The sequence below is a fragment of the Brevundimonas sp. LjRoot202 genome (assembly GCF_964253355.1).
Classification (GTDB): Bacteria; Pseudomonadota; Alphaproteobacteria; order Caulobacterales; family Caulobacteraceae; genus Brevundimonas.
Genome location: NZ_CAXUQW020000001.1, coordinates 41,375 through 64,011 on the forward strand (window position 1 = coordinate 41,375; position 22,637 = coordinate 64,011).

At 70.1% G+C, this 22,637-nt stretch carries 23 protein-coding genes; 15 read left to right on the forward strand and 8 right to left on the reverse strand.

The genetic code is table 11. The features are described from left to right. Window positions 1-15 precede the first annotated feature (15 nt). The 3 genes from ACSQ1L_RS00290 (at window position 16) to ACSQ1L_RS00300 (ending at window position 2,687) form a co-directional block, all read left to right on the forward strand. Window positions 16-1,548 carry an acyl-CoA carboxylase subunit beta gene (locus tag ACSQ1L_RS00290; RefSeq protein ID WP_435990810.1) on the forward strand — a complete coding sequence of 511 codons (1,533 nt, stop codon included), beginning with the start codon at window positions 16-18 and terminating at the stop codon, window positions 1,546-1,548. Between the two features lie 174 nt (window positions 1,549-1,722). Beyond that, the gene (locus ACSQ1L_RS00295) at window positions 1,723-1,926 is read left to right on the forward strand and encodes a hypothetical protein (RefSeq protein ID WP_435990812.1); all 204 of its coding nucleotides are present in this window, start codon (window positions 1,723-1,725) and stop codon (window positions 1,924-1,926) included. A gap of 104 nt (window positions 1,927-2,030) precedes the next feature. Beyond that, complete coding sequence (locus tag ACSQ1L_RS00300; protein ID WP_435990814.1) at window positions 2,031-2,687, forward strand: glutathione S-transferase family protein; 657 nt, start codon at window positions 2,031-2,033, stop codon at window positions 2,685-2,687. 4 nt (window positions 2,688-2,691) lie between these two features. On the opposite strand, the gene ACSQ1L_RS00305 is transcribed toward ACSQ1L_RS00300, so the two are convergent. After that, complete coding sequence (locus tag ACSQ1L_RS00305) at window positions 2,692-3,108, reverse strand: MerR family DNA-binding protein (protein WP_435990816.1); 417 nt, start codon at window positions 3,106-3,108, stop codon at window positions 2,692-2,694. 73 nt (window positions 3,109-3,181) lie between these two features. Here ACSQ1L_RS00305 and ACSQ1L_RS00310 point away from each other — a divergent pair, with 73 nt between their 5' ends. Together ACSQ1L_RS00310 and ACSQ1L_RS00315 are read left to right on the forward strand one after the other, a co-directional pair. Continuing rightward, window positions 3,182-3,943, forward strand: coding sequence for a MauE/DoxX family redox-associated membrane protein (locus tag ACSQ1L_RS00310; protein ID WP_435990818.1), 762 nt, complete (start codon window positions 3,182-3,184; stop codon window positions 3,941-3,943). Window positions 3,944-4,034: 91 nt separating this feature from the next. After that, entirely contained in the window at window positions 4,035-4,493 is a 459-nt protein-coding gene (locus tag ACSQ1L_RS00315; protein ID WP_435990820.1) for a hypothetical protein, read from the forward strand. Between the two features lie 33 nt (window positions 4,494-4,526). Here ACSQ1L_RS00315 and ACSQ1L_RS00320 read toward each other — a convergent pair whose 3' ends face one another. Then, entirely contained in the window at window positions 4,527-4,967 is a 441-nt protein-coding gene (locus ACSQ1L_RS00320; RefSeq protein WP_435990822.1) for a MarR family winged helix-turn-helix transcriptional regulator, read from the reverse strand. An 85-nt stretch (window positions 4,968-5,052) separates the two neighbouring features. Between ACSQ1L_RS00320 and ACSQ1L_RS00325 the strand changes: the two genes are divergently transcribed. Beyond that, on the forward strand, window positions 5,053-5,724 hold the full coding sequence (locus ACSQ1L_RS00325) for a glutathione S-transferase family protein (RefSeq protein WP_435990824.1): 672 nt from the start codon (window positions 5,053-5,055) through the stop codon (window positions 5,722-5,724). A 37-nt stretch (window positions 5,725-5,761) separates the two neighbouring features. Beyond that, a complete protein-coding gene (locus ACSQ1L_RS00330) occupies window positions 5,762-6,286 on the forward strand; it encodes a dihydrofolate reductase family protein (protein WP_435990826.1) in 525 nt (174 codons plus the stop codon). 305 nt (window positions 6,287-6,591) lie between these two features. On the opposite strand, the gene ACSQ1L_RS00335 is transcribed toward ACSQ1L_RS00330, so the two are convergent. Continuing rightward, the gene (locus ACSQ1L_RS00335) at window positions 6,592-7,347 is read right to left on the reverse strand and encodes a pseudouridine synthase (protein ID WP_435990828.1); all 756 of its coding nucleotides are present in this window, start codon (window positions 7,345-7,347) and stop codon (window positions 6,592-6,594) included. Beyond that, window positions 7,344-7,979 carry a DUF938 domain-containing protein gene (locus tag ACSQ1L_RS00340; RefSeq protein WP_435990830.1) on the reverse strand — a complete coding sequence of 212 codons (636 nt, stop codon included), beginning with the start codon at window positions 7,977-7,979 and terminating at the stop codon, window positions 7,344-7,346. Before ACSQ1L_RS00340 ends, ACSQ1L_RS00335 begins: the two co-directional genes overlap by 4 nt. Before the next feature lie 205 nt (window positions 7,980-8,184). On the opposite strand from ACSQ1L_RS00340, the gene ACSQ1L_RS00345 reads away from it, so the two are divergent. After that, window positions 8,185-10,032, forward strand: a complete 1,848-nt coding sequence (locus ACSQ1L_RS00345) for a phosphoenolpyruvate carboxykinase (GTP) (protein WP_435990832.1) — start codon at window positions 8,185-8,187, stop codon at window positions 10,030-10,032. A gap of 38 nt (window positions 10,033-10,070) precedes the next feature. Then, window positions 10,071-11,096, forward strand: a complete 1,026-nt coding sequence (locus tag ACSQ1L_RS00350; RefSeq protein WP_435990834.1) for an NAD(P)/FAD-dependent oxidoreductase — start codon at window positions 10,071-10,073, stop codon at window positions 11,094-11,096. Here ACSQ1L_RS00350 and ACSQ1L_RS00355 read toward each other — a convergent pair. Continuing rightward, window positions 11,074-11,808, reverse strand: coding sequence for a TonB family protein (locus tag ACSQ1L_RS00355; RefSeq protein WP_435990836.1), 735 nt, complete (start codon window positions 11,806-11,808; stop codon window positions 11,074-11,076). The genes ACSQ1L_RS00350 and ACSQ1L_RS00355 overlap by 23 nt on opposite strands. Before the next feature lie 195 nt (window positions 11,809-12,003). Here ACSQ1L_RS00355 and ACSQ1L_RS00360 point away from each other — a divergent pair, with 195 nt between their 5' ends. After that, on the forward strand, window positions 12,004-12,804 hold the full coding sequence (locus ACSQ1L_RS00360; protein WP_435990838.1) for a transglycosylase SLT domain-containing protein: 801 nt from the start codon (window positions 12,004-12,006) through the stop codon (window positions 12,802-12,804). Window positions 12,805-12,886: 82 nt separating this feature from the next. Then, window positions 12,887-14,029 carry a DUF2336 domain-containing protein gene (locus ACSQ1L_RS00365; protein WP_435990840.1) on the forward strand — a complete coding sequence of 381 codons (1,143 nt, stop codon included), beginning with the start codon at window positions 12,887-12,889 and terminating at the stop codon, window positions 14,027-14,029. A 55-nt stretch (window positions 14,030-14,084) separates the two neighbouring features. Here the strand turns inward: ACSQ1L_RS00365 and ACSQ1L_RS00370 are convergent, their stop codons facing one another. From ACSQ1L_RS00370 to ACSQ1L_RS00380, 3 genes are all read right to left on the reverse strand, one after another. After that, complete coding sequence (locus tag ACSQ1L_RS00370) at window positions 14,085-14,561, reverse strand: Hpt domain-containing protein (RefSeq protein ID WP_435990842.1); 477 nt, start codon at window positions 14,559-14,561, stop codon at window positions 14,085-14,087. Between the two features lie 66 nt (window positions 14,562-14,627). Next, window positions 14,628-15,401 carry an NAD kinase gene (locus ACSQ1L_RS00375; protein ID WP_435990844.1) on the reverse strand — a complete coding sequence of 258 codons (774 nt, stop codon included), beginning with the start codon at window positions 15,399-15,401 and terminating at the stop codon, window positions 14,628-14,630. A gap of 46 nt (window positions 15,402-15,447) precedes the next feature. After that, window positions 15,448-16,542 (reverse strand): DUF2336 domain-containing protein, encoded by a 1,095-nt coding sequence (locus ACSQ1L_RS00380; RefSeq protein WP_435990846.1) that lies wholly within the window; start codon window positions 16,540-16,542, stop codon window positions 15,448-15,450. A gap of 143 nt (window positions 16,543-16,685) precedes the next feature. Between ACSQ1L_RS00380 and ACSQ1L_RS00385 the strand changes: the two genes are divergently transcribed. The 4 genes from ACSQ1L_RS00385 to ACSQ1L_RS00400 all read left to right on the forward strand — a co-directional run bounded on the left by ACSQ1L_RS00385 (window position 16,686) and on the right by ACSQ1L_RS00400 (window position 22,636). Next, complete coding sequence (locus ACSQ1L_RS00385; protein ID WP_435990847.1) at window positions 16,686-17,450, forward strand: class II aldolase/adducin family protein; 765 nt, start codon at window positions 16,686-16,688, stop codon at window positions 17,448-17,450. Beyond that, window positions 17,447-18,223, forward strand: a complete 777-nt coding sequence (locus ACSQ1L_RS00390; RefSeq protein ID WP_435990849.1) for a hypothetical protein — start codon at window positions 17,447-17,449, stop codon at window positions 18,221-18,223. Before ACSQ1L_RS00385 ends, ACSQ1L_RS00390 begins: the two co-directional genes overlap by 4 nt. Window positions 18,224-18,347: 124 nt before the next feature. Beyond that, on the forward strand, window positions 18,348-19,463 hold the full coding sequence (locus tag ACSQ1L_RS00395; protein ID WP_435990851.1) for an efflux RND transporter periplasmic adaptor subunit: 1,116 nt from the start codon (window positions 18,348-18,350) through the stop codon (window positions 19,461-19,463). Beyond that, window positions 19,463-22,636 (forward strand): efflux RND transporter permease subunit, encoded by a 3,174-nt coding sequence (locus tag ACSQ1L_RS00400; protein ID WP_435992473.1) that lies wholly within the window; start codon window positions 19,463-19,465, stop codon window positions 22,634-22,636. Before ACSQ1L_RS00395 ends, ACSQ1L_RS00400 begins: the two co-directional genes overlap by 1 nt. Window position 22,637 lies beyond the last annotated feature (1 nt).

The following is a 22,637-nucleotide window of genomic DNA, read 5'->3' on the forward strand; positions in this document are numbered from 1 at the left end:
CAAGGAGACGCCCCCATGCAAGACATCCTCGACCAGCTCGAACAGCGCCGCGCCGCGGCCCGCCTCGGCGGCGGCGAGAAACGCATCGCCAGCCAGCACGCCAAGGGCAAGCTGACCGCGCGCGAGCGGATCGAGGTGCTGCTCGACGAGGGCTCGTTCGAAGAGACCGACATGTTCGTGGAGCACCGCTCGCACGACTTCGGCATGCAGGATCAGCGCATCCCCGGCGACGGCGTGGTCACCGGCCGCGGCACGATCGGCGGGCGGCTGGTCTATGTCTTCTCCAAGGATTTCACCGTCTTCGGCGGCTCGCTGTCGGGCGCCCACGCGGCCAAGATCGTCAAGATCCAGAAGATGGCCCTGACCAACGGGGCCCCGATCATCGGCATCTTCGACGCCGGCGGCGCCCGCATCCAGGAGGGGGTCGAGAGCCTCGCCGGCTATGCCGACATCTTCCTGCAGAACACACTGGCCAGCGGCGTCATCCCCCAGATCAGCGTCATCATGGGCCCCTGCGCCGGTGGCGACGTCTACAGCCCGGCCCTGACCGACTTCATCTTCATGGTGAAGGACACCTCCTACATGTACGTCACCGGCCCGGACGTGGTGAAGACCGTCACCAACGAGGTGGTCACCCACGAGGAGCTGGGCGGGGCCCGCGTCCACGCCGGCAAGTCGGGCGTCGCCGACGGCGCCTTCGAGAACGACCTGGAGGCCTTGTCGGAGGTCCGCCGCCTGATCGGCTTCCTGCCCCTGTCGAACCGCGAGAAGCCCCCGGTCCGCGACTCCTACGACGACCCGGAGCGCGACGAGCCCAGCCTCGACACCCTGGTCCCGGCCAATCCGAACCAGCCCTATGACATCAAGGAGCTGATCCTGAAGACGATCGACGAGGCCGAATTCTTCGAGATCGCCCCGGACTATGCGAAGAACATCGTCACCGGCTTCGGCCGCCTCGACGGCCAGACGGTGGGCGTCGTCGCCAACCAGCCGCAGGTGTTGGCCGGCGTCCTCGACATCGATTCCAGCCGCAAGGCCGCCCGCTTCGTGCGCTTCTGCGATGCCTTCGACATCCCGCTGGTCACCTTCGTCGACGTGCCCGGCTTCATGCCCGGCACCCGTCAGGAGTACGGCGGCCTGATCAAGCATGGCGCCAAGCTGCTGTTCGCCTACGCCGAGGCCACCGTGCCCAAGCTGACGGTGATCACCCGCAAGGCCTATGGCGGCGCCTATGACGTGATGAGCTCCAAACACTTGCGCGGCGACGTCAACTACGCCTGGCCCTCAGCCGAGATCGCGGTGATGGGGGCCAAGGGCGCGGTCGAGATCATCTTCCGCAAGGAAGCCGGCGACCCCGAGGCGCTGGCGGCGCGGGAGGCGGAGTACAAGGAACGGTTCGCCAATCCGTTCGTGGCGGCGGGCCTGGGCTACATCGACGACGTGATCATGCCCCACGGGACGCGGCGCCGGCTGATCCGGGCGCTACGGACGCTGAAGAACAAGGTGCAGGAGAACCCGTGGAAGAAGCACGATAATATTCCGCTGTAGGTTCACCTGACCAACCTCCTCTTCCTCTGCGCCCGCAACCGCCTCCGCTCCCCCACGGCCGAGCGGGTCTTCGCCTCCCGTCCCGGCGTCGAGACCGCCTCCGCCGGCCTGGCGCCCGATGCGGAGGAGCCGGTCACGCCCGACCACCTCGCCTGGGCCGACCTGATCTTCGTCATGGAGCGCGCCCACCGCGCCAAACTCCAGCGCCGCTTCGGCAAACACCTGAAGGGCAAGCGCGTCATCTGCCTCGACATCCCCGACGACTACGACTTCATGCAGCCGGAGCTGGTGGCGTCGCTGGAGAAGACGGTCGCGCGACATCTTCCTTCTCCCCTTGGGGGAGAAGGTGGGCGGCGGAGCCGTCCGGATGAGGGGTAGGGCGGCTCCGGACCGGCCGGCGGCCAGCTTGACGCAACCATCCCCCTCATCCGACCCTCCGGGCCACCTTCTCCCCCAAGGGGAGAAGGCATAGGCTTGCCCCCATGATCACCCTCCACGCCTTCGGAAGCGTCCATCCTGTAACCCACGGCCTGACCCGCGACCTGCGCGTCCAGTGGGCGCTGGAGGAGATGGGGCTGCCCTATACGGTGCGCGGCTGGGACCACACCGGGGGCGAAACCGCGGGCCCGGAGTTCTCCGCTCTCAGCCCCTTCCACCAGATCCCCATCCTGACCGACGGCGATCTGGTCCTGTCTGAATCCGCCGCCATCCTGATTTACCTCGCGGAGACGTCCGGCAAGCTCATCCCCTCCGACCCGCAGGCCCGCGCCCATGTCATCCAGTGGACCCTCGCCGCCCTGTCCACGGTCGAGGGCCCGATCCAGCCGCTCAAGCTGATGGACATGGGGGCCATGGGCGAACCCGGCGACGTGCGCGCCTTCCTGACCGGCTGGACCCGCCGCGTGCTCGACGGCGTCAACCGCAGGCTCGAGGGCCGCGACTGGATCGCCGCCGAGGAATTCACCATCGCCGACCTGCTGCTGGCCTCGGTCCTGCGCCAGCTGCGCCACACCGACCTGATGGACGGCTATCCGAATGTGAAGGCCTTCTACGACCGCGCCATGGCCCGGCCGGCGTGGAAACGCACCCTCGACCTCTACGCCGAACGGCTGGGCGCCGACCGGTCGAAGATCGAATAGCGCCTCACCCCTCGAACGCCTCCAGGATCGGGCACGGTCCCTTGCCGCCACCCGCGCACGCCCCGGCCAGCCGCCGCAGCGCCGTCCGCGCCGCCTCAAGGTCCGCGATCCGCGCGTCCAGCTCGACCAGCCGGCCCTGCGCCAGCGCCAGCGCCCGCCCGCGGTCCTCCCCCGCGTCCAGCGCCAGCAGTTCGCCGATCTGCTCGAGGGTGAACCCCGCCGCCTGCGCCGAGCGGATGAACCTCAGCCGCCGGGCGTCCTCCGCCCCATAGCGCCGCACCCCGCCGCCCGACCCCGGGCCGTCCGGCCGCGCCGGCGTCTCCAGCAGGCCGCGCCGCTGGTAGTAGCGCACCGTCTCCACGCCCACGCCGCCAGCCTTCGCCAGCCGCGCGATGGTCATGCCGCCCGAAGCTTCGCCCATCTCTTGACTCCGTACCATGGTCCGGACCCTACATGGGGCGCGGACCGTTATCGGCAAGCAGGAGAAAGCCCCCATGTCCGCACCGCAGAAGACCGCCGTCCTCTACCGCATGGTCATGCCCGACCACCTCTGTCCGTCGGGCCAGAAGGCCCGCTGGCTGCTGCGCCGCAGGGGCTACGAGATCGAGGACCACCACCTCAAGACCCGCGCCGAGACCGACGCCTTCAAGGCCGAGCACGGCGTCCCGACCACGCCCCAGACCTTCATCGACGGGGTCCGCATCGGCGGCTACGACGACCTGCGCCGCTACTTCGGCCAGAAGGTCCCCGAGCCCGGCGCGACCAGCTACACCCCGGTGCTGGTGGTCTTCGCCGTCGCCGCCCTGATCGCCCTGGCGGTCGCCTACCTGCGTTTCGGCACGCCGGTCGACGTCTCGGTCCTGCCCACCTTCATCGCCACGGCCATGAGTCTGCTGGCCATGCTCAAGCTGCAGGACGTCGAGCGGTTCTCGACCATGTTCCTCAACTACGACCTGCTGGCCCGCCGCTGGGTCCCGTACGGCTACATCTACCCCTTCGCCGAGCTCGGCGCGGGCGTGCTGATGCTGGCCGGCGCCCTGACCTGGCTGTCGGCTCCCGTCGCCCTGTTCATCGGCGGCATCGGCGCGGTCTCGGTGTTCAAGGCCGTTTACGTGGACAAGCGCGAGCTGAAATGCGCCTGCGTCGGCGGTTCCTCCAACGTGCCGCTGGGCTTCGTCTCCCTGACCGAGAACCTGATGATGATCGCCATGGCCGTATGGATGCTGGGCGCTCCGCCGCTGGGCCTGGGGCACTGACGAAGCCTGACGATCGGCGGCGCGGGGGCTGCGCCGGCCTGGGTCCCGTGCTCTCCTTCCGCCCCGAAGGACACGCCCCGGAGACCCGGCCATGACCCGCGCCGCCCTGATCGCGCCGATCGCCGCCCTGACCCTCGCCCTCGGCGCGGCCGGCGTCGCCCACGCCTGCATGCGCCCGATCGACGGGCCCGGCGAATGGATGGATAACCGCTATTCCACTGTGGCCGTCGCCACCATCGTCGAGGTCCGGTCGCGGTCCGCTGAACGCCCCAACCGCTCATGGACCGCCGTGGCCGAGGTCACCCGCGTGGTCGAGGGCTTTCCCCAGACAGGTCGATACCGGCTGGAGCACGAGGAGCGCACCGAATGCCCGCGGGTCCTGCCCCTGCCGGTCGAAGGCGAGACCTGGACCCTCTACATGGAGGGGATGGTGGGCGAGGGCGGGACCGTGCACCAGGCCTGGCCCCTGACCTGGTCCGAACGCCTCGACGCGCGCTTCGGCGGCGACCCCGAGGCCGAGATGCGCGACCTGGAGCCGCCGAGAGGGTGAGACCGCACCGGGGCGTCCCGTTCGTTCCGCTGGTCAGCCGACCCCGCGCAGCCCCTTGCGCAACGCGTCCGCCCCGCCGTTCAGCTCCGCCTCCACAGCGGCGTGCTCCTCGACCCACACCGGCGTCGCCCGCGCCAGCAGGCCCTGCCCGGCCTCGGTCAGCGCCGCCCGCCGACCGCGCCGGTCCTTCGCGTCGACCGTCACTGTCACAGCGCCCATCCGCTCCAGCGGCTTGAGGTTGGCCGTCACGGTCGACCGGTCCATGGCCAGCACCTCGGCGACCTGCCCGATGGTCGGCGGCTCCGGCCGGTTCAGCGACATCAGCAGCGAGAATTGTCCGCTGGTCAGCCCCAGCGGACGGAAGGCCTCGTCGAAGCGGCGAGACAGGGTCCGCGCCGCCCGCTGGGTGTGCAGGCACAGACAGTGATCACGGACGTGGACGGTAGTCCCGTAGGGAACGGCGGCGGTTGACATCACCTTAAGTAGGTTGATATCAACTCATCTGTCAACAGGATGCGCCGTCGCAAGGCGCGCCGGAAACGCTTCACAGGAGCCTCCCATGATCCAGGTCACCGCCTTCAAATGGGTGCCGCCCTTCGCCCAGGGCTCGGTGCGCGACATCCGCGTCCGCTGGGCTCTGGAGGAGGCGGGCCTCGGCTACGACGACCACCTGATCGCACACGAGGACCGGCTGGCCCCGGAGTATCGCGCCCTGCAGCCGTTCGGCCAGGTGCCGGCCTATCGCGACGGCAAGGTCGAGATGTTCGAGAGCGGCGCCATCGTCCTGTGGATCGCCCAGCATTCTGACGCCCTGATGCCCGCCGACGAGTGCGGCCGGGCCATGGTCATGACCTGGCTGTTCGCCGCCATGAACAGCATCGAGCCGTACGTCGGCCAGCTGGCCGGCATCGACATCTTCCATGCGGGCGAGGCCTGGACGACGGAGCGCCGGCCGCAGGTCGAGGCGCAGCTGCGCACCCGGCTGGCCGACCTCCAGACGGCGCTCGGCGACCGCAAATGGTTCGCCGGCGACCGCTTCAGCGCCGCCGACATCCTGATGACCCACGTGCTGCGCGACCTGCGCCACACCGACATCCTCGCCGGCTACCCCGCCCTCGCCGACTACGTCGCCCGCGCCGAGGCCCGCCCCGCCTTCCAGCGCGCCCTGGCGGACCAGCTGAAGCCGTTCCGCGCGGCGGAAGCGGCTCGGCCGGAACTGGTCGCGGGTTAGGTCACACCGTCACAAGCGCGGGACTGGAGATTGCGGCATGGCGCGGCTCGTCTTTGGAATGAACGTATCGCTCGACGGCTACGTCGATTACGACAAATTCGGGCCGGACGCCGTGCTCTTCCGCCACTTCATCGAGCAGGTGGGCGGTTCGGCCGGCAGCGTGTACGGCCGCCGCCTTTACGAGATCATGCGCTACTGGGAGCAGGACGATCCTGACTGGACCCCGGACCTTCGGGAGTTCGCGGCGGCGTGGCGCGCCGAACCCAAATGGGTCGTTTCGCGCACGCTGACCTCGGTCGGTCCCAACGCCACGCTTGTCGCGGACGACGCGGAGGGGACGGTCCAACGTCTGAAGCAGGAGCTCGAGGGCGAGCTCTATGTTGGCGGGCCGGTGCTGGCGCACGCCCTGACCGGCCTGATCGATGAGTACCGTCTCTGCCTCCATCCCGTCGTGCTGGGGGGTGGCGATCCGTTCTTCGCCGGCCCCCGACCGCCGCTCCGCCTCGTCACGCACCGTCGGATCGGCGGCGAGGCCATCGAACTCACCTATGTGCCGGCCTGACGGTCCTGCGCCCCAAAAACCCTGTCATCCCGTACCCTGTCATCCCGACACTTCGCGGGTCATTCCGACACTCCCGGTCATGGTCGGGCGGCCCACGCCGGGGCCTGCGTCCGCCTTTGACGCACGGCCGTGCATAATGGCTGAATGCCCGCCGGGCCTGGTCTTTGACAGCACCGAACCCCGCCGTCGCGCCGTCCAGGCGGGACGCTCCCCCCGCTCACGGCATGGGCGCGAATGTTCAGAATGGCCGGCCGCGATTTTTCAGTAAGGAACCCTGCCAACCCGGTCACCCGGGGCGGCCGGACTCAGCCGACCAGCGCCGCCCGTTCCTCCGCCGTCAGCATCCGCCATTTGCCCTCCGGCAGATTGTCCAGCTTCAGCGGCCCGATGCGCACCCGGATCAGGTCGACGACCTCCAGATCGACCATCTCGCACATCCGCCGGATCTGCCGGTTGCGGCCCTCGCGCAGGATGAATTTGAGCCGGAAGGACTCCATCCGGCTCACGTACGCGGGTCGCAGCTGACGTCCGTCCAGCATCAGGCCGTGGCGCAGGATCTTCAGCTTCTTCTCGGTGATGTCGCCCGTCACCCGGACCAGGTATTCCTTGTCGAGGTCCGACTCCGGCCCGATCACCGCCTTGGCCACCACCCCGTCGGACGACAGCAGCAGCAGCCCGCGCGAATCCTCGTCCAGCCGCCCGATCGGGGGCAGGGAGGCGTCCGCCGCCGGGACCGCCCCTGCGCCGACGCGATTGGCCTCGGTCAGCAGGCGCACCGCCGGAACCTTGCCCGGCTCCGGCTGGCCCGAGACATAGCCCATCGGCTTGTGCATCACGATGGTCACGCCCTCGGCCAGCGCCGCCGTGGCCCGCTCGTTCAGGGTCAGGGTCTGCCCCGGCGCCAGCTTGCGGCCCGCGTCGATGACCACCTCGCCGTCGACCGAAACCAGCCCCTCGGCGATCAGGGCGTCGGCTTCGCGCCGCGAACAGATTCCGGATTGGCCCATGAACTTGTTCAGCCGCACCGGCTCCGCGCCGTCATAGATCCTGGAAAGGCTCATCGCACCCGCCGGAACAGCAGCATCAGATTATTGGCCGGCATCTCCACCCGCCGCGTCAGCGCCAGCCCTTCGGCCTTCGCCGCCGCCGCCACTTCGTCGCGGTCGCGCAGCCCCCAGGCGGGATTGCGGTCTTTCAGGCTCTCGTCGAAGGCCGCGTTCGACGGGGCCAGCGGGACCTCCGCCTCGCGATACGGCCCATAGGTCGCTAGCAGTCCGCCGACCGGCAGCAGCCGGCCCGCCAGCCGCATCAGCCCCTCCGTCGCGGCCCATGGGCTGATGTGGATCATGTTGATGCACACCACCGCCCCGAACGGCCCTTGAGCCCACGTCGCCTCGTCCAGCATGTCCAGCGCCAGCGGGTCGCGCAGATTGGCCAGGCCGGCGGCCCCGGCCCAGGCGGCGATACTGGCCCGCGCTTCCGCGGACGGATCGCTCGGCGTCCACTCCAGCCCCGGCAAGGCCCCGGCGAAGGCCACGGCGTGCTCGCCCGATCCGGCGGCGATCTCCAGCACCCGCCCCCGCGCCGGCAGGTGCGCCTTCAGCACCTGCAGGATCGGCTCCCGGTTTCGCGCCGCGGCGGGCGAGGCGAGGGCGCTTCCCGGGGTCGCCCCGATCGGATCCATGGTCTGCATGGCGGTCCCGATACCCCGCGACGCCGCCCGCGGCGACCGGAATTATGCAGGCGAGACGACGCCCGTCGCTCGCGGGAGGTTGAAACTTGCAGCGGTTGACCTCGCGTCCGCTTCAATGCCATTCCGGCTGAAACATTGCGTGATCTCACGCAAGGGAGCGCCACGGCGGCGTCAGATCGCCGGGCAGACGTTCAGGAGAGTTCGCGTGACCGCATCCGCCATCCCCGGCCTTCACCCGGCCCCGACCAGCCACGCCGGCCTCGTCGCCTGGGTCGAGCAGATCGCCGCCCTGACGAAGCCCGCCCGCGTCCACTGGTGCGACGGCTCCGAGGCCGAAAAGAAGGCCATCGCCGCCGACCTTATCGCCCGGGGCACGCTGAAGGAACTGGATCAGACGAAGCGCCCCGGCTGCTACTACGCCGCTTCCGATCCCAAGGACGTCGCCCGCGTTGAGAGCCGCACCTTCATCTGCCCCGAGAAGGAGATCGACGCAGGCCCCACCAACAACTGGGCCGATCCGGCCGAGATGCGCGCCCGCCTGAACGGCCTGTTCGACGGCTGCATGGCCGGCCGCACCATGTATGTCGTGCCGTTCTCGATGGGGCCGCTCGGCTCGAAGATCAGCGCCCTCGGCGTCGAGATCACCGACAGCGGCTACGTCGCCGTGTCGATGGGCATCATGACCCGCATGGGCAAACCGGCGCTGGACGTGCTCGGCGACGACGGCGTCTTCGTCCCCGCCGTCCACACCCTGGGCGCCCCGCTCGCCGACGGCCAGGCCGACGTGCCCTGGCCCTGCAACGACGAGAAGTGGATCGTCCACTTCCCCGAGAGCCGCGAGATCTGGTCCTACGGCTCGGGCTACGGCGGCAACGCCCTGTTGGGCAAGAAATGCTACGCCCTGCGCATCGCCTCGGTCATGGCCCGCGACGAGGGCTGGCTGGCCGAGCACATGCTGATCCTCAAGCTGACCGACCCGAAGGGCCGCGCCAAATACGTCGCCGCCGCCTTCCCCTCGGCCTGCGGCAAGACCAACCTCGCCATGCTCCAGCCGACGCTGCCGGGCTGGAAGGCCGAGACCATCGGCGACGACATCGCCTGGATGCGCATCGGCGACGACGGCCGCCTCTACGCGGTGAACCCCGAGGCCGGCTTCTTCGGCGTCGCGCCGGGCACCAGCCGCAACACCAACGGCAACGCCCTGGCGACGATGGCCAGCAACACCGTCTTCACCAACACCGCCCTGACCGCCGACGGCGACGTCTGGTGGGAAGGCCTGACCAAGGAAGCGCCCGAGGGTCTGACCAACTGGAAGGGCCGGCCGCACGACCCCGCCTCGGGCGAGCCGGCCGCCCACCCCAATTCGCGCTTCGCCGCCCCGGCCTCGCAATGCCCGATCATCGCGCCGGAATGGGAAGACCCCAAGGGCGTGCCGATCTCCGCCATCCTGTTCGGCGGCCGCCGCGCCTCGGCGGTGCCGCTGGTCACCGAGGCCTATGACTGGGACCACGGCGTGTTCATGGGCTCGTCGGTCGCCTCGGAAGGCACCGCCGCCGCCGAGAACAAGGTCGGCGAGCTGCGCCGCGATCCCTTCGCCATGCTGCCCTTCTGCGGCTACAACATGGGCGATTATTTCGCCCACTGGCTGTCGATGAAGGACCGCACGGCCGCCTCGAGGCTGCCGCGGCTCTACTTCGTCAACTGGTTCCGCAAGAACGACGAAGGCAAGTTCGTCTGGCCGGGCTTCGGCGACAACGCCCGCGTCCTCAAGTGGATCGCCGAACGGCTCGATGGCGAGGCCGAAGCGGTCGACACGCCGGTCGGCCGGGTTCCGACCCGCGAGTCGCTGGACCTGTCGGGCCTCAGCCTGTCCGACGCCGACCTGTCGACCCTGCTTGACGTCGATCCCGACGTCTGGGCCGAGGAGGCCGCGCTGATCCCCGGCTTCTACGAGAAGTTCGGCGACCGCCTGCCGCAGGCCCTGTGGAGCCAGCACGCGGCCCTGACGGCCCGCATCGAACAGAGCCGCGCCGCCGCCATCGCCGCGGAGTAAGCTTGCATTCCGGCCGCGGGCGGTCGATCTGATCGCCCGTGACCTCTTCCCCGGATGTGATCGTCATCGGCGCCGGCGTGCTCGGCCTGTGCAGCGCCGCCGAACTGGCGGGGCGGGGCCATGCCGTGACCGTGGTCGATCCCGGCGGCGTCAACGCCTCCTCGATCGCCGCCGGCATGCTCGCCCCGGCGCTGGAATCCCTGCTCGACGACCTGCCACCCGATCGCGCCGCGCTTCTGAAGCGAGCCCGCGATCTGTGGCCCGCCTTCGCCGAAGCGCATGGCCTGACCCTGCACCGCGAGGGCGCGGAGTGGCGCGGACCGGACGCCGCCGCCGCCGTGGCCCGGCTGCAGGCTCTCGGCTTCGAGGCCAGGGTGACCAGAGCGGGTCTGACCACTGCTGACGACTGGCGCATCGAACCCGCTACGGTGCTGGCGTCGCTCGTGCGAACCGCCGGCGTCACGCCGGTTCGGGGCCGGGTCACGCGCCTGATCGGCGACGCCCGCCGCTGGCGGGTCGAGGCCGATGACGGCCGCACCTGGTTCGCGCCGACGGTCGTGCTCGCCACCGGCGCGGCCGCGGCCATTTCCGGTCTGCCCGACCGGATCGCGGCGCTCGTGGACTCGATCCAGCCGATCCGCGGCCAGCTGACCCAGATCACCGTCGATCCGCCCCGCCGCGTCGTGCGGGCCCCCGGCCTCTATGTCGCCCCGACGGCCGGCGGCGCTGTGATCGGCGCGACCATGGAGCCGGGCCGCCGCGACCTCGAGCCCGACCCCGAAGAGGCGCGGGCGCGGACGGAGGCGGGCCTGGCGCTGCTGGGTCTGCCGGGCGAGGCGGGGCAGACCCGCGTCGGCATCCGCGGCGCCGTCCCCGATGGCCTGCCGCTCGCTGGTCCGTCCGGCGAGCCCGGCCTGCACCTCGCCCTCGCGCCGCGCCGCAACGGCTGGCTGCTGGGCCCGCTGATCGCCGCGATCGTGGCCGACGGCGTCGAGGGTCGGCAGCCGCCGCCCGACGCCGCCGCCCTCGACCCGCTCAGGTTCAGTTCGCCGGCGGCGGATTGAACCGGATGGCGATGTTCACCCGCGACCCCACGGCCGCGCCGTCGACGGTGCGTGGGCTGATCTGGAAATGCCGCGTCAGCCCCTGCGCCGCCCGTCCGAAGCCGTAGCCGCCCGGCGTTTCACTGGTCAGATTGCAGTCGGCGACCCGGCCATTGGGCTGGACCAGACAGTTCAGCGACGCCCGTCCTCCCATTCCGGCCTCCAGAGCCCGATTGGGGTAGGCCCGCATCAGCTGCTCGGCCGACGGCTGGCGCTCCCAGCGCGGATTGGTGATCACGGAGGGAGGCTGCGGCGTGGCGCGGACCGGCGGCGCGTCCTTGACCGGTTCCCGGACCGTATCGATGACCGTGATGGTTGAGCCTTCAGCCACGGTCTCGCCCTGCGTCACGGGCACGCTGTCCGGTGTCGTCGGCCGGGTGGGCAAATCGTTGGTCCGGGTGTTCGGCGGCGCCGGCTGTTCCGGAGCCGGGACCGGTTCCGGCGGTTTTGGCTTGGGCAGGGGGATCAGCTCAACAACCGTGACGGGCGGCTCCTCGATTGCCGGCGGCTCCATCTCGAACCGCTGGTGATAGAGGGCCGCTCCCAGCCCGACATGGCCTGTGGCGACGACCGCCAGCGCGATCCAGGTCGTTCGGGAGAAACGCGGCGTCTTGCGCTCGTTGTAGTCGAAAGGGCTCACCAGTCCTGGGCTGCCCGCGGTTCTGATCATCATGACCGTTCATCCCTGCCTTAGCCGCCCCCGCAGCGTCCCACGGCCAAGTTTCGCGCTCCCGTTTGGGCGAGTTTGGGGCGAGCGGCGCCATGAAACCGACACGGACCGAGGTTCGTTAAGGCAAGGGTTAAGGTTCTGTGGACGGCAAAGGCGTTATTAGGATTTGATTAACCACGGCCCCGCAGCGTCATACGCATGAGTATCGGACCGATTCCATCGTCTGGAGGAGTCGAGGCGGCCATCCGGCGCGCCTCGAGCGCCACTGGCGTGGACGCGGACTTTTTGATCAAGACGGCGCGGCGCGAGAGCGCGATGAACCCGGCGGCGCGGGCGCGGACCTCGTCGGCGGCCGGGCTGTTCCAGTTCATCGAGCAGACCTGGCTGGGCACGGTGAAGGCCCATGGAGCCAAGCACGGCTACGGCCAGTACGCGGACCTCATCCACCGGGGCTCCGACGGGCGCTGGCGGGTCGACGGTTCGGCGCGGAACGTGGTTCTGGACCTGCGTTTCGACCCTCAGGCGGCCTCGACCATGGCGGCCGAGCTGACCGCCTCCAACGCCGCCTATCTCCGGGGCCGGACCGGACGCGAGCCGGGCGCGGGCGACCTGTATGCGGCCCACTTCCTCGGTCCCGCCGGCGCCGCCAAGCTGATGGAAGCCATGGACCGACGGCCGGGCCTGAGCGCGGCCTCGATCTTTCCGGAAGCCGCGTCCGCCAACCGCTCGATCTTCTACCGCGACGGCCGCCCCGCCACGGTCGCGGAGGTCCATGCCAACCTGCAGCGCAGCGCGGGCGAGGGCGCGCCGGCGGCGTCGGCCGGCTCACCGGCCGAGAAAATTCCCGCCCTTTCGGAGCGCGACCAGATGCTGGCCGCGCGGCTGGACCGGCTGAAGCAGGACCAGAGCCTGCTGGCCTTGCTGCTGGGACAGGACGGTGACGGAAAAGACGGCGGCTTCGGCGGCGCCTTCGCACCCGAAGGCAGTTCGAGCGTCTGACCGCGAATCCGGCGATGGTAAACGGCCCGTTAGGGATGACCGTTCAAAGCTGAACGGCAAAGCTTGATCCAGAGCGCCGACCATGACCGCCTACCGCGCCCGCCTCACCGAAACCGACATCCGCCGCCTGATCAAGGCTACGGACGATGACGAGCGCGCCGCCGCCGCCCACAAACTGTGCCGCAACATGGAGAAGGTGGCGCTGACGGGGGAGGAGCGGGAGGCGGCGGAGAAGATCCTGCGCATGCTGGCCCACGACGCCGCCGAACTGGTGCGCCGGGCCATGGCCGTGACGCTGAAGTCGTCGGACCTGATTCCGCGCGACGTCGCCCGGCGGCTGGCGGCCGATGTCGACAGCGTGGCCCTGCCGCTGATCAGTTTTTCGCCGGCCTTCACCGATGAAGACCTGATCGAGATCGTCCACGCGGGGTCCGCCCTGCGCCAGGTCGCGGTCGCCGGCCGTCCCGTGGTCGGGCGCGACGTGGCCGCGGCTGTGGCCGAGACGGGCTGTGAACAGGCTGTTCGCACGCTCTCGGCCAATGACAATGCGGACATCGCCGAGGCCGCGCTGGGCCGGTGCGTGGACCGGTTCGGCGCCTCGCCCGAGATCGTGGCGGCGATCGCCTATCGTCAGGTCCTGCCGCTGTCGGTGACGGAGCGGCTGGTCGAACTGGCCTCGGAGGCCGTGCGGGAGCATCTGGTCACCCGTCACGCCGTGGCTCCGGAAACCGCCATCCGCCTCGCCACCTTCGCCCGTGAGCGGGCGACGGTCGATCTGGTTGACGAGGCGTCGAGCCACGCCGACCTGGCCGCCTTCACGGCTGGTCTCAACGCCCGCCGCGCCCTGACCGGGTCGCTGTTGCTGCGGGCGTTGGCGCGAGGGCAGATGGCGCTGTTCGAATACGGTTTGGCCGAGCTGGCCGGGACGCCCCATTCACGCGCCTGGCTGATGATCCATGACGCGGGCACGCTGGGGCTGAAGGCGATCTACGACCGGGCCGGCCTGCCGCCCCGGCTGTTCCAGGCCTTCCGGGCCGGCGTGGACACCTGGCGGGCGCTCCAGGCCGAGGGCGCCGACACCGCGGCGGACAATTTCCGCCAGCAGATGCTGCAACGCTTCCTGACCCAGCGTCCGAACGCCCCGCGCGAGGATCTGGCCTATCTGATGGAGCGGCTGGACCAGGAACCGGCGCCGGCCCGGGCGGTGGTCGGCGCGGCCGCCTGATCCAATTGAAAACGCCCGCCGATCGGCGGGCGCTTCGGGCGGCTGCGCCTGTCGGTCAGCCCAGGTGGTCGGCGACGCCCGCCTCGAGGCTCTCGGCCAGCGCCCGGCCAATGGGGTGGTCGTCGGTCTGGATCTGGTCCCGCACCACGGCCTTGATGGCGTCGATATGGGCGTCGATCAGCACCCGCGGCGCCGCCATCCGCTTGGCCGGGTCGTCCATCATCTTGCACAGCGATCCGGCCAGCCGGGTGACCAGCGGATACTGATAGGTCGCGCCCAGCCCCTTTAGGTCATGGGCGCGGAAATACAGGGCCTCGGCGGTCTGGGCGTTGTAGCCTTGGGTGCGGATGTCGGCCTGGGCCTTGTCGAGCTTGACGATCTCGTCCTGCAGCCATTGACCGAATTGGGAGGACATCGCCTTCAGGGCTTCTTCGGCCTTGGCGATCGCACTCGCGTCGATACCGCCGAAGGCGCCGCCGACCTTGAGCCGGAGGGTGTTGGGCGGACGAATGACCTGGGCGGAATTGCTCACGGGCGAGCTCCTGAAGACGAACCTGCCCCATGGTGGCAGGGCACACTTAAGAACCGGTGCACGCCATCAAGAGGCGAACTGCTCCGCCAACACGCGCTCCTCGAACGAGCGGCCGGCGTCGAACAACATGGTCAGGGCGATGTCGCGGCGCTCCAAGACCTCGACGCGGGCGACCCGGCGAACCTCGAAGCTGTCGGCCGTGGCGCTGACCGGGCGCTTGTCCGGCTCCAGAATCTCGAAACAGACCCTGGCGGTGTGCGGCAGCAGGGCGCCGCGCCAGCGGCGTGGGCGGAAGGCGCTGATCGGCGTCAGAGCCAGCACGCGGGCGTCCAGCGGAATGATCGGCCCATGCGCCGACAGATTGTAGGCCGTCGACCCCGCCGCCGTGGCCACCATGCAGCCGTCGCAGGAGAGTTCCTCCAGCCGGACCTTGTCGTCGACGGTGATGCGCAGCTTGGCGCTCTGCCGCGTCTGCCGCAGCAGCGACACCTCATTGATGGCGAGGCCGCTCTGCACCGGGCCGGCCTCGGTCCAAGCATCCATCTGCAGGGGGTGGATGACGGCCCGCCCGGCGGTGGCCAGCCGCTCCGGCAGGCCCTCCTCCGTGTAGTCGTTCATCAGAAAGCCGACGGAGCCGCGGTTCATGCCGAACACGGGCGTGCGCCGCTGCAGGTTGGCGTGCAGCGTCTCGAGCATGAATCCATCGCCGCCGAGCGCGACGATGACGTCCGCCGTGGCGGGATCCGCGGAGCCGTACAGGTCGACCAGGCGGTCGCGCGCCGCCGCCGCCTCGGGGCGGTCAGAGGCGGCGAAGGCGATGCGAAGCTCGGGCTGGGTCACGCGCCTACGCAAGCCGAGCGGGAAGGCGAAGTCAAACGGGCCGTGCTCAGCCCTTGACCAGCGCCCGGAACGAGCGCGCCGCCGAGGCGGCCGAGATGGCGCCCCGCAGCCAGATCCGGTCCCCCACATCACCGGGGACGCCTTCGTTGAGCAGGCGGATTTCGGCCAGCAGGGCCGGAAACACCGCCCGGTCGACGCCGACCGAGGCGCAGGCGTAGAACAAGGCTTCCGGGCTGTTGGCCGCCAGAGCCTCGCGCACCTGGGCGACGCTGAACCCGCCGAGAGTGGCGAGGGCGTGTACGAACAGGCCCAGCCGGCGCTCCCGCGCCGCCCGAATCAGATAGCCCGCGCGTAGCTGGCCGGCGGACTGGAGCTTGGCGACGAGCCGCCGCTCCATCTCGTCACGGTCCGGGTCGTCGGCCGGTACGGGCGTCATGGTTCCCGAACGGGCGTCATAGACGGACTGGTCGATCAGCGGAGCCAGCCTGCCCTCGTCGATCTGGAAGCGGGCGCAGATGGATTGCCGCAAGGCCGCGCCGACCCACTGGTACATCTGCTCGGCCAGTTGTTCGGTGAGCCGGGGGTGGCGCGTCAGCGGGCCGCGGAGGGCGGCGATCCGGCGCGACTGTTCGACCATCCGCCGAATGCCGTCCAGACTGATCTCGGCGGTGCGGTTAAAGGCGAGGGCGGTCAGGGTCGCGGGCTCGCCGCGCTCAATGATGGCGTCGGCGACACGGCCGCCCAGGTGGGGTCTGCGGGCGACCTCAATCTGGTGCTCGAGGGTCGCCTCGACCAATACGCGCAGAAGATCGTCGTCCTGCAGGACGGGGCTGGCCGCGAGGACGGGGCGGGCGATTTCGATCTCGTCCAGGGCGAGGAGGTTGATCAGCGCGGGCGGCGCCCAGTCGGCCCGGGCCAGACGCTCGGAAAGGATCTTGCGCACATCACGCTCGGCCTGCCGCGCCAGGGTCAGGAAGATTTCGCCCAGCACCGGCGACAGTTCGCCCGAGGGCGGCCGGGCGTCGCACAAGGCCACGACGCCGAGCAGCAGACGTTCGCGCGAGCCGGGGCTGGGATTGCGCGCCAGCGCCAGCAGATCCGGATAGGCCGGCGGAGAGGAGCGTAACTGAGCGACGGTCAAGGGCGTCTCCGGCGCGCCGGCGATTCGGCTCGTGTAAGCGTAGCCGCAGGCCGCTAAGACGGGGTTAACCGAAGCTGAATCTTGACGGCGACCTCCCCCGGCGCGAGCGTGCGCCGCGGCATACAGCCTTAAGGATACGAACCATGGCCGATGGAACGACCGCCTCGCTGAAATCCCGCGTTTCGGAAGCCGAATGGAACGTCCGGGTGGAGCTGGCTGCGCTCTACCGTCTGGTGGCGCTGCACGGCTGGGACGACATGATCTTCACCCACATTTCGGCCCGCGTGCCGGGGCCGGAGCATCATTTCCTCATCAATCCGTACGGCTGGTATTTCGAGGAGATGACCGCCTCGTGCCTGGTCAAGGTCGATCTGGAGGGCAACGTCGTCCAGGAGACGACCAGCTTCATCAATCCGGCCGGCTTCACCATCCATTCGGCCATCCACGCCGCGCGCGAGGACGCCCATTTCGTCATCCACCTGCACACCGTCGCCGGCGTCGGGGTGGCGGCGCAGCAGGAGGGCCTGCTGCCGCTCGGCCAGAACGCCTGTCTGCTGCAGCACCAGATCGCCTATCACGGCTATGAGGGGCTGGCGCTGAACCACGATGAACGCGAACGGCTGGTGGCTGATCTCGGCGACAAGCCGCTGATGCTGTTGCGCAATCACGGGACCCTCGCGGTCGGTCAGACGGCGGCCCAGGCCTGGATCGGCATGTATTTCCTCGAGCGCGCCTGCGCCCAGCAGGTGGCGGCGCTCTCCGGCGGGCGCGACCATGTGCTGATGGCGCCCGAGGCGGCCCAGGCCGAGACCCGGGAACAGGGCAAGGGAATCGGCTTCGTCTCGGCCCTGGCCTGGCCGGGCGCGCTTCGAATGCTCGATCGAAGGTCGCCAGGCTACGACGTGTGACGCGCGCCGGGGGGGCGCTGATCGGGTTGGCGGCGGCGGTTCTCGCCACGCCGGCCGTCGCCGGGGCCTGGACCCAGCCCAAGGGCAAGACGCAGGTCATCCTCAAGTACGATGAAATGCGGGCGGAGCGGGGGTTCGACCCCGACGGCGTGCTGGCCGACCTGCCGGCCGAGCGGCGGGACACGACCGTCGGCGTCTTCGCGGAGTACGGCCTCACCGACCGCCTGACGCTGCAGTTCAAGGGCGACTGGCAGTCGGGCGAGGACGCCTTCGTCGACTTCGAGGGGCGGGGGCCGGTCGAATTTGGCGTCACCTGGCAGGCGTGGCGGGACGACCAGACGGCGCTCAGCCTCTACGTCGGCTACGCCCGCGGCGGCGAGGGCCGCAACGCCGGCTACGCCTTGCCCGGACAGGGCGAACAGGACTGGGAGGTGCGGGCGTCGGCCGGCCGGTCGTTCGAGGCCGGGTGGGGACCGATCCCGCCCCGCACCTTCTTCGAGGTCCAGGCGGCCCGCCGGATGCGCGAAGGCCTGCCGGATGAGGTTCGCGTCGACCTCACCGCCGGGACCCGGCTGGGGGACGACTGGATGGTGCTGGCCCAGGCCTTCGGCGGGCAGGCGGACGACGGCGGAGCGCGGTGGCTGTCTGTGGAAACCACGGTGGTGCGCGACTTCGGCGACTGGAGCGTGCAGGCGGGTTGGCGACAGACGATCGCGGGCCGGGAAACTCCACAGGCGAGTGGGCCTGTCATTGGCCTCTGGCGGCGGTTCTAGAGCGCGCCACAGAACCGCCTCGCCCCGCGACGGATTTCGAAACACCGAACGTTGCAGAGACTTTAGTTGCGTCGACGGCGGGAGCCGCTAAGTCGGCTCGTCCCTCCCCGGAGCCTGTCACCGCGTGATCAAGCGCCACTTCTTCCTCGCAGCCGCCGCCGTTCTGCTCGGCCTCATGGTCGTCGCTGTGATCCTCCGTATCGCGTTCGCCGGCGATGAGAAGGCCGGAGGGCGGGGTGGACCGGGCGGCGCCGGAGGCCGCGCCCAGGCCGTGTCGCAGGCCGTCGTGACTCCCCGCGAGTTCACCGACGAGATTCGCGTCCTCGGCGTCGCGCGGGGGCGCCGGTCGGTCAACATCACCTCGTCGACCAGCGAACTGATCACCCGCGTCCTGTTCAGCGACGGGCAGCGGGTCGCCGCCGGGACGCCGCTGGTCGAGCTGCAGGCGCGCGAAGAGGACGCCGACATCATCGAGGCGCGCTCGCGCGTGGGCCAGGCCCAGCGCGAGTACGACCGCTATCGCGAACTGGCCGAACGCGGCGTCGCGCCGCGCGTCACCGCCGAGAACGCCGAGACCGCGCTCGAAGCCGCGCAGGCCGGCCTGGCCGCGGCCCAGGCGCGGCGCGGCGACCGGCTGATCCGGGCGCCGTTCGCGGGCGTGCTGGGGCTGTCGACCGTGACGGCGGGCACCCTGATCAGCCCCGGCGCGGTGATCACCACCCTGGACGACATCAGCGTGGTCCGCGTCGATTTCCCGGTGCCGGAACGCTATCTCGCGGTACTGCGATCGGGCGTGCCGATCGTCGCCACGGCGGACGCGTTCGGCGGCGAGTCCTTCGCCGGCCGCATCGCCCTGATCGACACGCGGGTGAACGAGCAGAGCCGCGCCGCCACGGCCCGGGCCGAGATTCCCAATCCGGGCGGGCGTATCCGGCCCGGCATGATGATGCGCGTCGCCGTCAGGCAGGGCGTGCGCCAGAGCCTGGCCGTGCCCGAGGCGGCGGTGCAGTACGAGGGCGACAGCGCCTATGTGTTCCGCATCGCGCCCGGCGAGCGCGGCCTGACCGCTCAGCGCATCGGCGTCGACGCCGGCTCGGTCGAGAACGGCTTCGTCGAGATACTGTCCGGCCTCAACGCGGGCGACCGCGTGGTCGCCACCGGCCTTAACCGGATTCAACCCGGATCGCCGGTGCGGGTGGCGGGCGCGCCGACGGCGGCGCGGACGGGCGCGGCCCGATGATGCTCTCCGACCTCTCGGTCCGGCGCCCCGTCTTCGCGGCGGTGGCGGCCATCGTCCTGTGCGTGATCGGGGCGGCGGCCTTCTTCTTCCTGCCGGTGCGCGAACTGCCGGACGTCGATCCGCCCATCGTCTCGGTCAACACCACCTACGCCGGGGCCTCGGCCGAGGTGATCGAGAGCCGGATCACCGAGCCGATCGAACAACGCATCGCCGGCATCCAGGGCGTCGAGCGCATCAACTCGAGCAGCCGCGACGGCCGCTCCAGCGTCCGCATAGAATTCTCCCTCGACCGCGACATCGACAGCGCCGCCAACGACGTGCGCGACCGCATCTCGCGGGTGCTCGGCAATCTGCCGGACCAGGCCGACCCGCCGGAGGTGGCCAAGGCGGACACCAACAGCCAGCCGATCATGATCCTGTTCCTGCGGTCCAGCGAGATGGATCGCCTGGCGCTGACGGACTATGCGGACCGGTACCTGCTCGACCGGCTGGCGACGGTCCCGGGCGTGGCCCAGGTGCAGATCTACGGCGAGCAGCGCTATTCGATGCGGGTTTGGCTGGACCCCGCCGCCCTCGCCGCGCGGGGGCTGACGGTGACGGATGTCGAGTCCGCCTTGACCAGCCAGAACGTCGAACTGCCGGCGGGCGCGCTGGATTCCGGCGAGAAGAACTACACCGTCCGGGTGGCCCGGAACTACGCGCTGGCCGAGGATTTCCGCCAGCTGCCGATCGGCGGCGGCGGCGCCGCCGGCCCGACCAGCGGAGCGCTGCAGGGCCAGACGGCCTACGTCACCCGGCTGGGCGACATCGCGCGCGTCGAGGAGGCGCCGGAAGAGGAGCGCCGGCTGTTCCGCGGCAACGGGCTCGACCAGATCGGCCTCGCCATCACGCGTCAGGCCCAGTCCAACGACCTCGCCATCTCCGAGGGCGTGCGCGACATGCTGGAGCAGGTTCAGCCCAGCCTGCCGGCCGGGACGGAGTTGGTCGTCGGCTCGGACAATTCGGTGTTCACCTCGCACGCCATCGACGAGGTGTGGATCACCATCGGCATCTCGCTGGCGCTGGTGGCCTTCGTCAACTTCGTCTTCCTCGGCACCCTGAGGGCGGCGTTCATTCCGTCGATCGTGGCTCCGATCTGCCTGCTGTCGACCTTCATCATCCTGGCCCCGCTGGGCTTTTCGCTGAACCTGCTGACCCTGCTGGCGCTGGTGCTGTCCATCGGCCTGGTGGTCGACGACGCCATCGTGGTGACCGAGAACATCCAGCGCCGCATCGATCACGGCGAGCCTCCGCTGGTGGCGGCCGAGCGCGGGGCGCGGCAGGTGTTCTTCGCTGTCGTCGCCACCACCGTGGTGCTGCTGTCGGTGTTCGCGCCGCTGCTGTTCCTGCCGGGCTATGTCGGGCGACTGTTCGTCGAACTGGCGGCGACCATCGCCGCGGCGGTGGCCTTCTCGGCCTTCCTCGCCCTCAGCCTGTCGCCGATGCTGGCGTCCAAGATACTGCGCCCGGCCTCCGGATCGGGCTGGCTGGCCCGGCGCGTCGACCGGGGCATGGACGCACTGAAGAATTCCTACCGCAATTCCCTGACCGCCCTTCTGGGCCGGCGGGCGGCGGTGGGTGGCGTGGTCGGCCTGATCGTGCTGGTCGCCGCGGGCGCCGGCGCCATGTTCCTCACCCTGCCCAGCGAACTGGTGCCGCCCGAGGATCGCGGCCGCATCTCGGGCCGCGTCCAGGGCCCTGAGGGCGCGGGCTTCGACTATACGCGACGCATCATGTTGGGGCTGGAGCCGATCCTCGCCGAGTACATGGAGTCCGGCGAGATCGAGAGCTACCTGATCTCGGCGCCCGGGTTCGGCGGCGGCAGCTTCAACTCCGGCAACGCCGTCCTGACGCTGAAGGACTGGTCGGAGCGCGACCGGTCCGCTGACGAGATCGCCCAGGAGCTGAACCAGAAGCTGCGCAGCCAGACCGACGCCCAGGTCAACGTCAGCGTGCCCGGCGCCTTCCAGCGCGGCGGCGGCAACTCCAACTCGATCGAAATGGTCATGACCGGGGCCGAGTACGAGGACATGTTCGAATGGGTCCAGCCGATCATGGCGGCGGCTCAGCAGAACCCCGGATTCTCCCGGCCCAGGCTCGACTACGAGCCCAACGCCCCGCGACTGCTGGTCGACGTCGATCCGCAAAAGGCGGCGGGTCTCGGCGTGTCCTCGCAGGAGATCGGCCGGACCCTGCAGACCATGTTCGGGTCACGCCGGGCGACGACCTATATCCGTGGCGGTCAGGAGTACGATGTCATCCTGCAGACCGAACTGGCGAACCGGCGCTCGGTCGGTGATCTCGAGGCCCTGTATGTCTCCACCGGCAGCGGCCAACTGGTGCCGCTGTCCTCGGTGGTCACGACGGAGACCTCCGGCGACACGCCGGACCGCCGACGCCTCGACCGCCAGCGCAGCATCACCCTGAGCGCCGACCTGAATCCCGGGACCACCCTGGCCGACGCCGTGAACTTCCTGACCGAAGAAGCCGCCAACCAGCCCTCGGGCGTGGCCACGATCCAGTGGGGCGGCGCGGCGCGCGACCAGCAGGAGGCCGGGAGCGCCGTCGGCTGGGCGTTCGGCCTCGCCCTGCTGCTGGTCTTCCTGGTGCTCGCGGCCCAGTTCGAGAGCTGGATCACGCCGGCGGTGATCATGCTGACGGTGCCGCTGGCCGCCGCCGGCGGGTTGTTCGGCCTGGTCATGGCCGGCTCCAGTCTCAACATCTACAGCCAGATCGGCCTGATCATCCTGATCGGGGTGGCCGCCAAGAACGGCATCCTGATCGTCGAGTTCGCCAACCAGCTGCGCGACCAGGGCCGGTCGATCCATGACGCCATAATCGAGGCTTCGACGCTGCGCCTGCGGCCGATCATCATGACCTCCATCGCCACCGCCTTCGGCGCCTTGCCGCTGGTGCTGTGGCAGGGAGCGGGGGCGGGGAGCCGCCAGACCATCGGCGTGGTCATCTTCGCCGGGGCCATGTTCGCGACCCTGCTGACCCTGTTCGTGGTGCCGGTGATCTACGGCGTGCTGGCGCGCTTCACCAAGTCGCCTGAGTACACGGCCCGCAAGATCGAGGAGTGGGAGGCCCAGGAGAGCACGGCCAACGACGCCGTTGGCGTGGCCGCCGAATAGG

Excerpts from the sequence above, each read along its gene's own strand:
- ACSQ1L_RS00315 (WP_435990820.1), top strand. The coding sequence starts at position 4,035 with ATGACCCGCGCCGCCCTGATCGCGCCGATCGCCGCCCTGACCCTCGCC.
- ACSQ1L_RS00310 (WP_435990818.1), top strand. The coding sequence starts at position 3,182 with ATGTCCGCACCGCAGAAGACCGCCGTCCTCTACCGCATGGTCATGCCC.
- ACSQ1L_RS00385 (WP_435990847.1), top strand. The coding sequence starts at position 16,686 with ATGGCCGATGGAACGACCGCCTCGCTGAAATCCCGCGTTTCGGAAGCC.
- ACSQ1L_RS00340 (WP_435990830.1), bottom strand. The coding sequence starts at position 7,979 with ATGCAGACCATGGATCCGATCGGGGCGACCCCGGGAAGCGCCCTCGCC.
- ACSQ1L_RS00305 (WP_435990816.1), bottom strand. The coding sequence starts at position 3,108 with ATGGGCGAAGCTTCGGGCGGCATGACCATCGCGCGGCTGGCGAAGGCT.
- ACSQ1L_RS00300 (WP_435990814.1), top strand. The coding sequence starts at position 2,031 with ATGATCACCCTCCACGCCTTCGGAAGCGTCCATCCTGTAACCCACGGC.
- ACSQ1L_RS00330 (WP_435990826.1), top strand. The coding sequence starts at position 5,762 with ATGGCGCGGCTCGTCTTTGGAATGAACGTATCGCTCGACGGCTACGTC.
- ACSQ1L_RS00335 (WP_435990828.1), bottom strand. The coding sequence starts at position 7,347 with ATGAGCCTTTCCAGGATCTATGACGGCGCGGAGCCGGTGCGGCTGAAC.
- ACSQ1L_RS00325 (WP_435990824.1), top strand. The coding sequence starts at position 5,053 with ATGATCCAGGTCACCGCCTTCAAATGGGTGCCGCCCTTCGCCCAGGGC.
- ACSQ1L_RS00320 (WP_435990822.1), bottom strand. The coding sequence starts at position 4,967 with ATGTCAACCGCCGCCGTTCCCTACGGGACTACCGTCCACGTCCGTGAT.
- ACSQ1L_RS00355 (WP_435990836.1), bottom strand. The coding sequence starts at position 11,808 with ATGATGATCAGAACCGCGGGCAGCCCAGGACTGGTGAGCCCTTTCGAC.
- ACSQ1L_RS00290 (WP_435990810.1), top strand. The coding sequence starts at position 16 with ATGCAAGACATCCTCGACCAGCTCGAACAGCGCCGCGCCGCGGCCCGC.
- ACSQ1L_RS00295 (WP_435990812.1), top strand. The coding sequence starts at position 1,723 with ATGGAGCGCGCCCACCGCGCCAAACTCCAGCGCCGCTTCGGCAAACAC.
- ACSQ1L_RS00365 (WP_435990840.1), top strand. The coding sequence starts at position 12,887 with ATGACCGCCTACCGCGCCCGCCTCACCGAAACCGACATCCGCCGCCTG.
- ACSQ1L_RS00360 (WP_435990838.1), top strand. The coding sequence starts at position 12,004 with ATGAGTATCGGACCGATTCCATCGTCTGGAGGAGTCGAGGCGGCCATC.
- ACSQ1L_RS00400 (WP_435992473.1), top strand. The coding sequence starts at position 19,463 with ATGCTCTCCGACCTCTCGGTCCGGCGCCCCGTCTTCGCGGCGGTGGCG.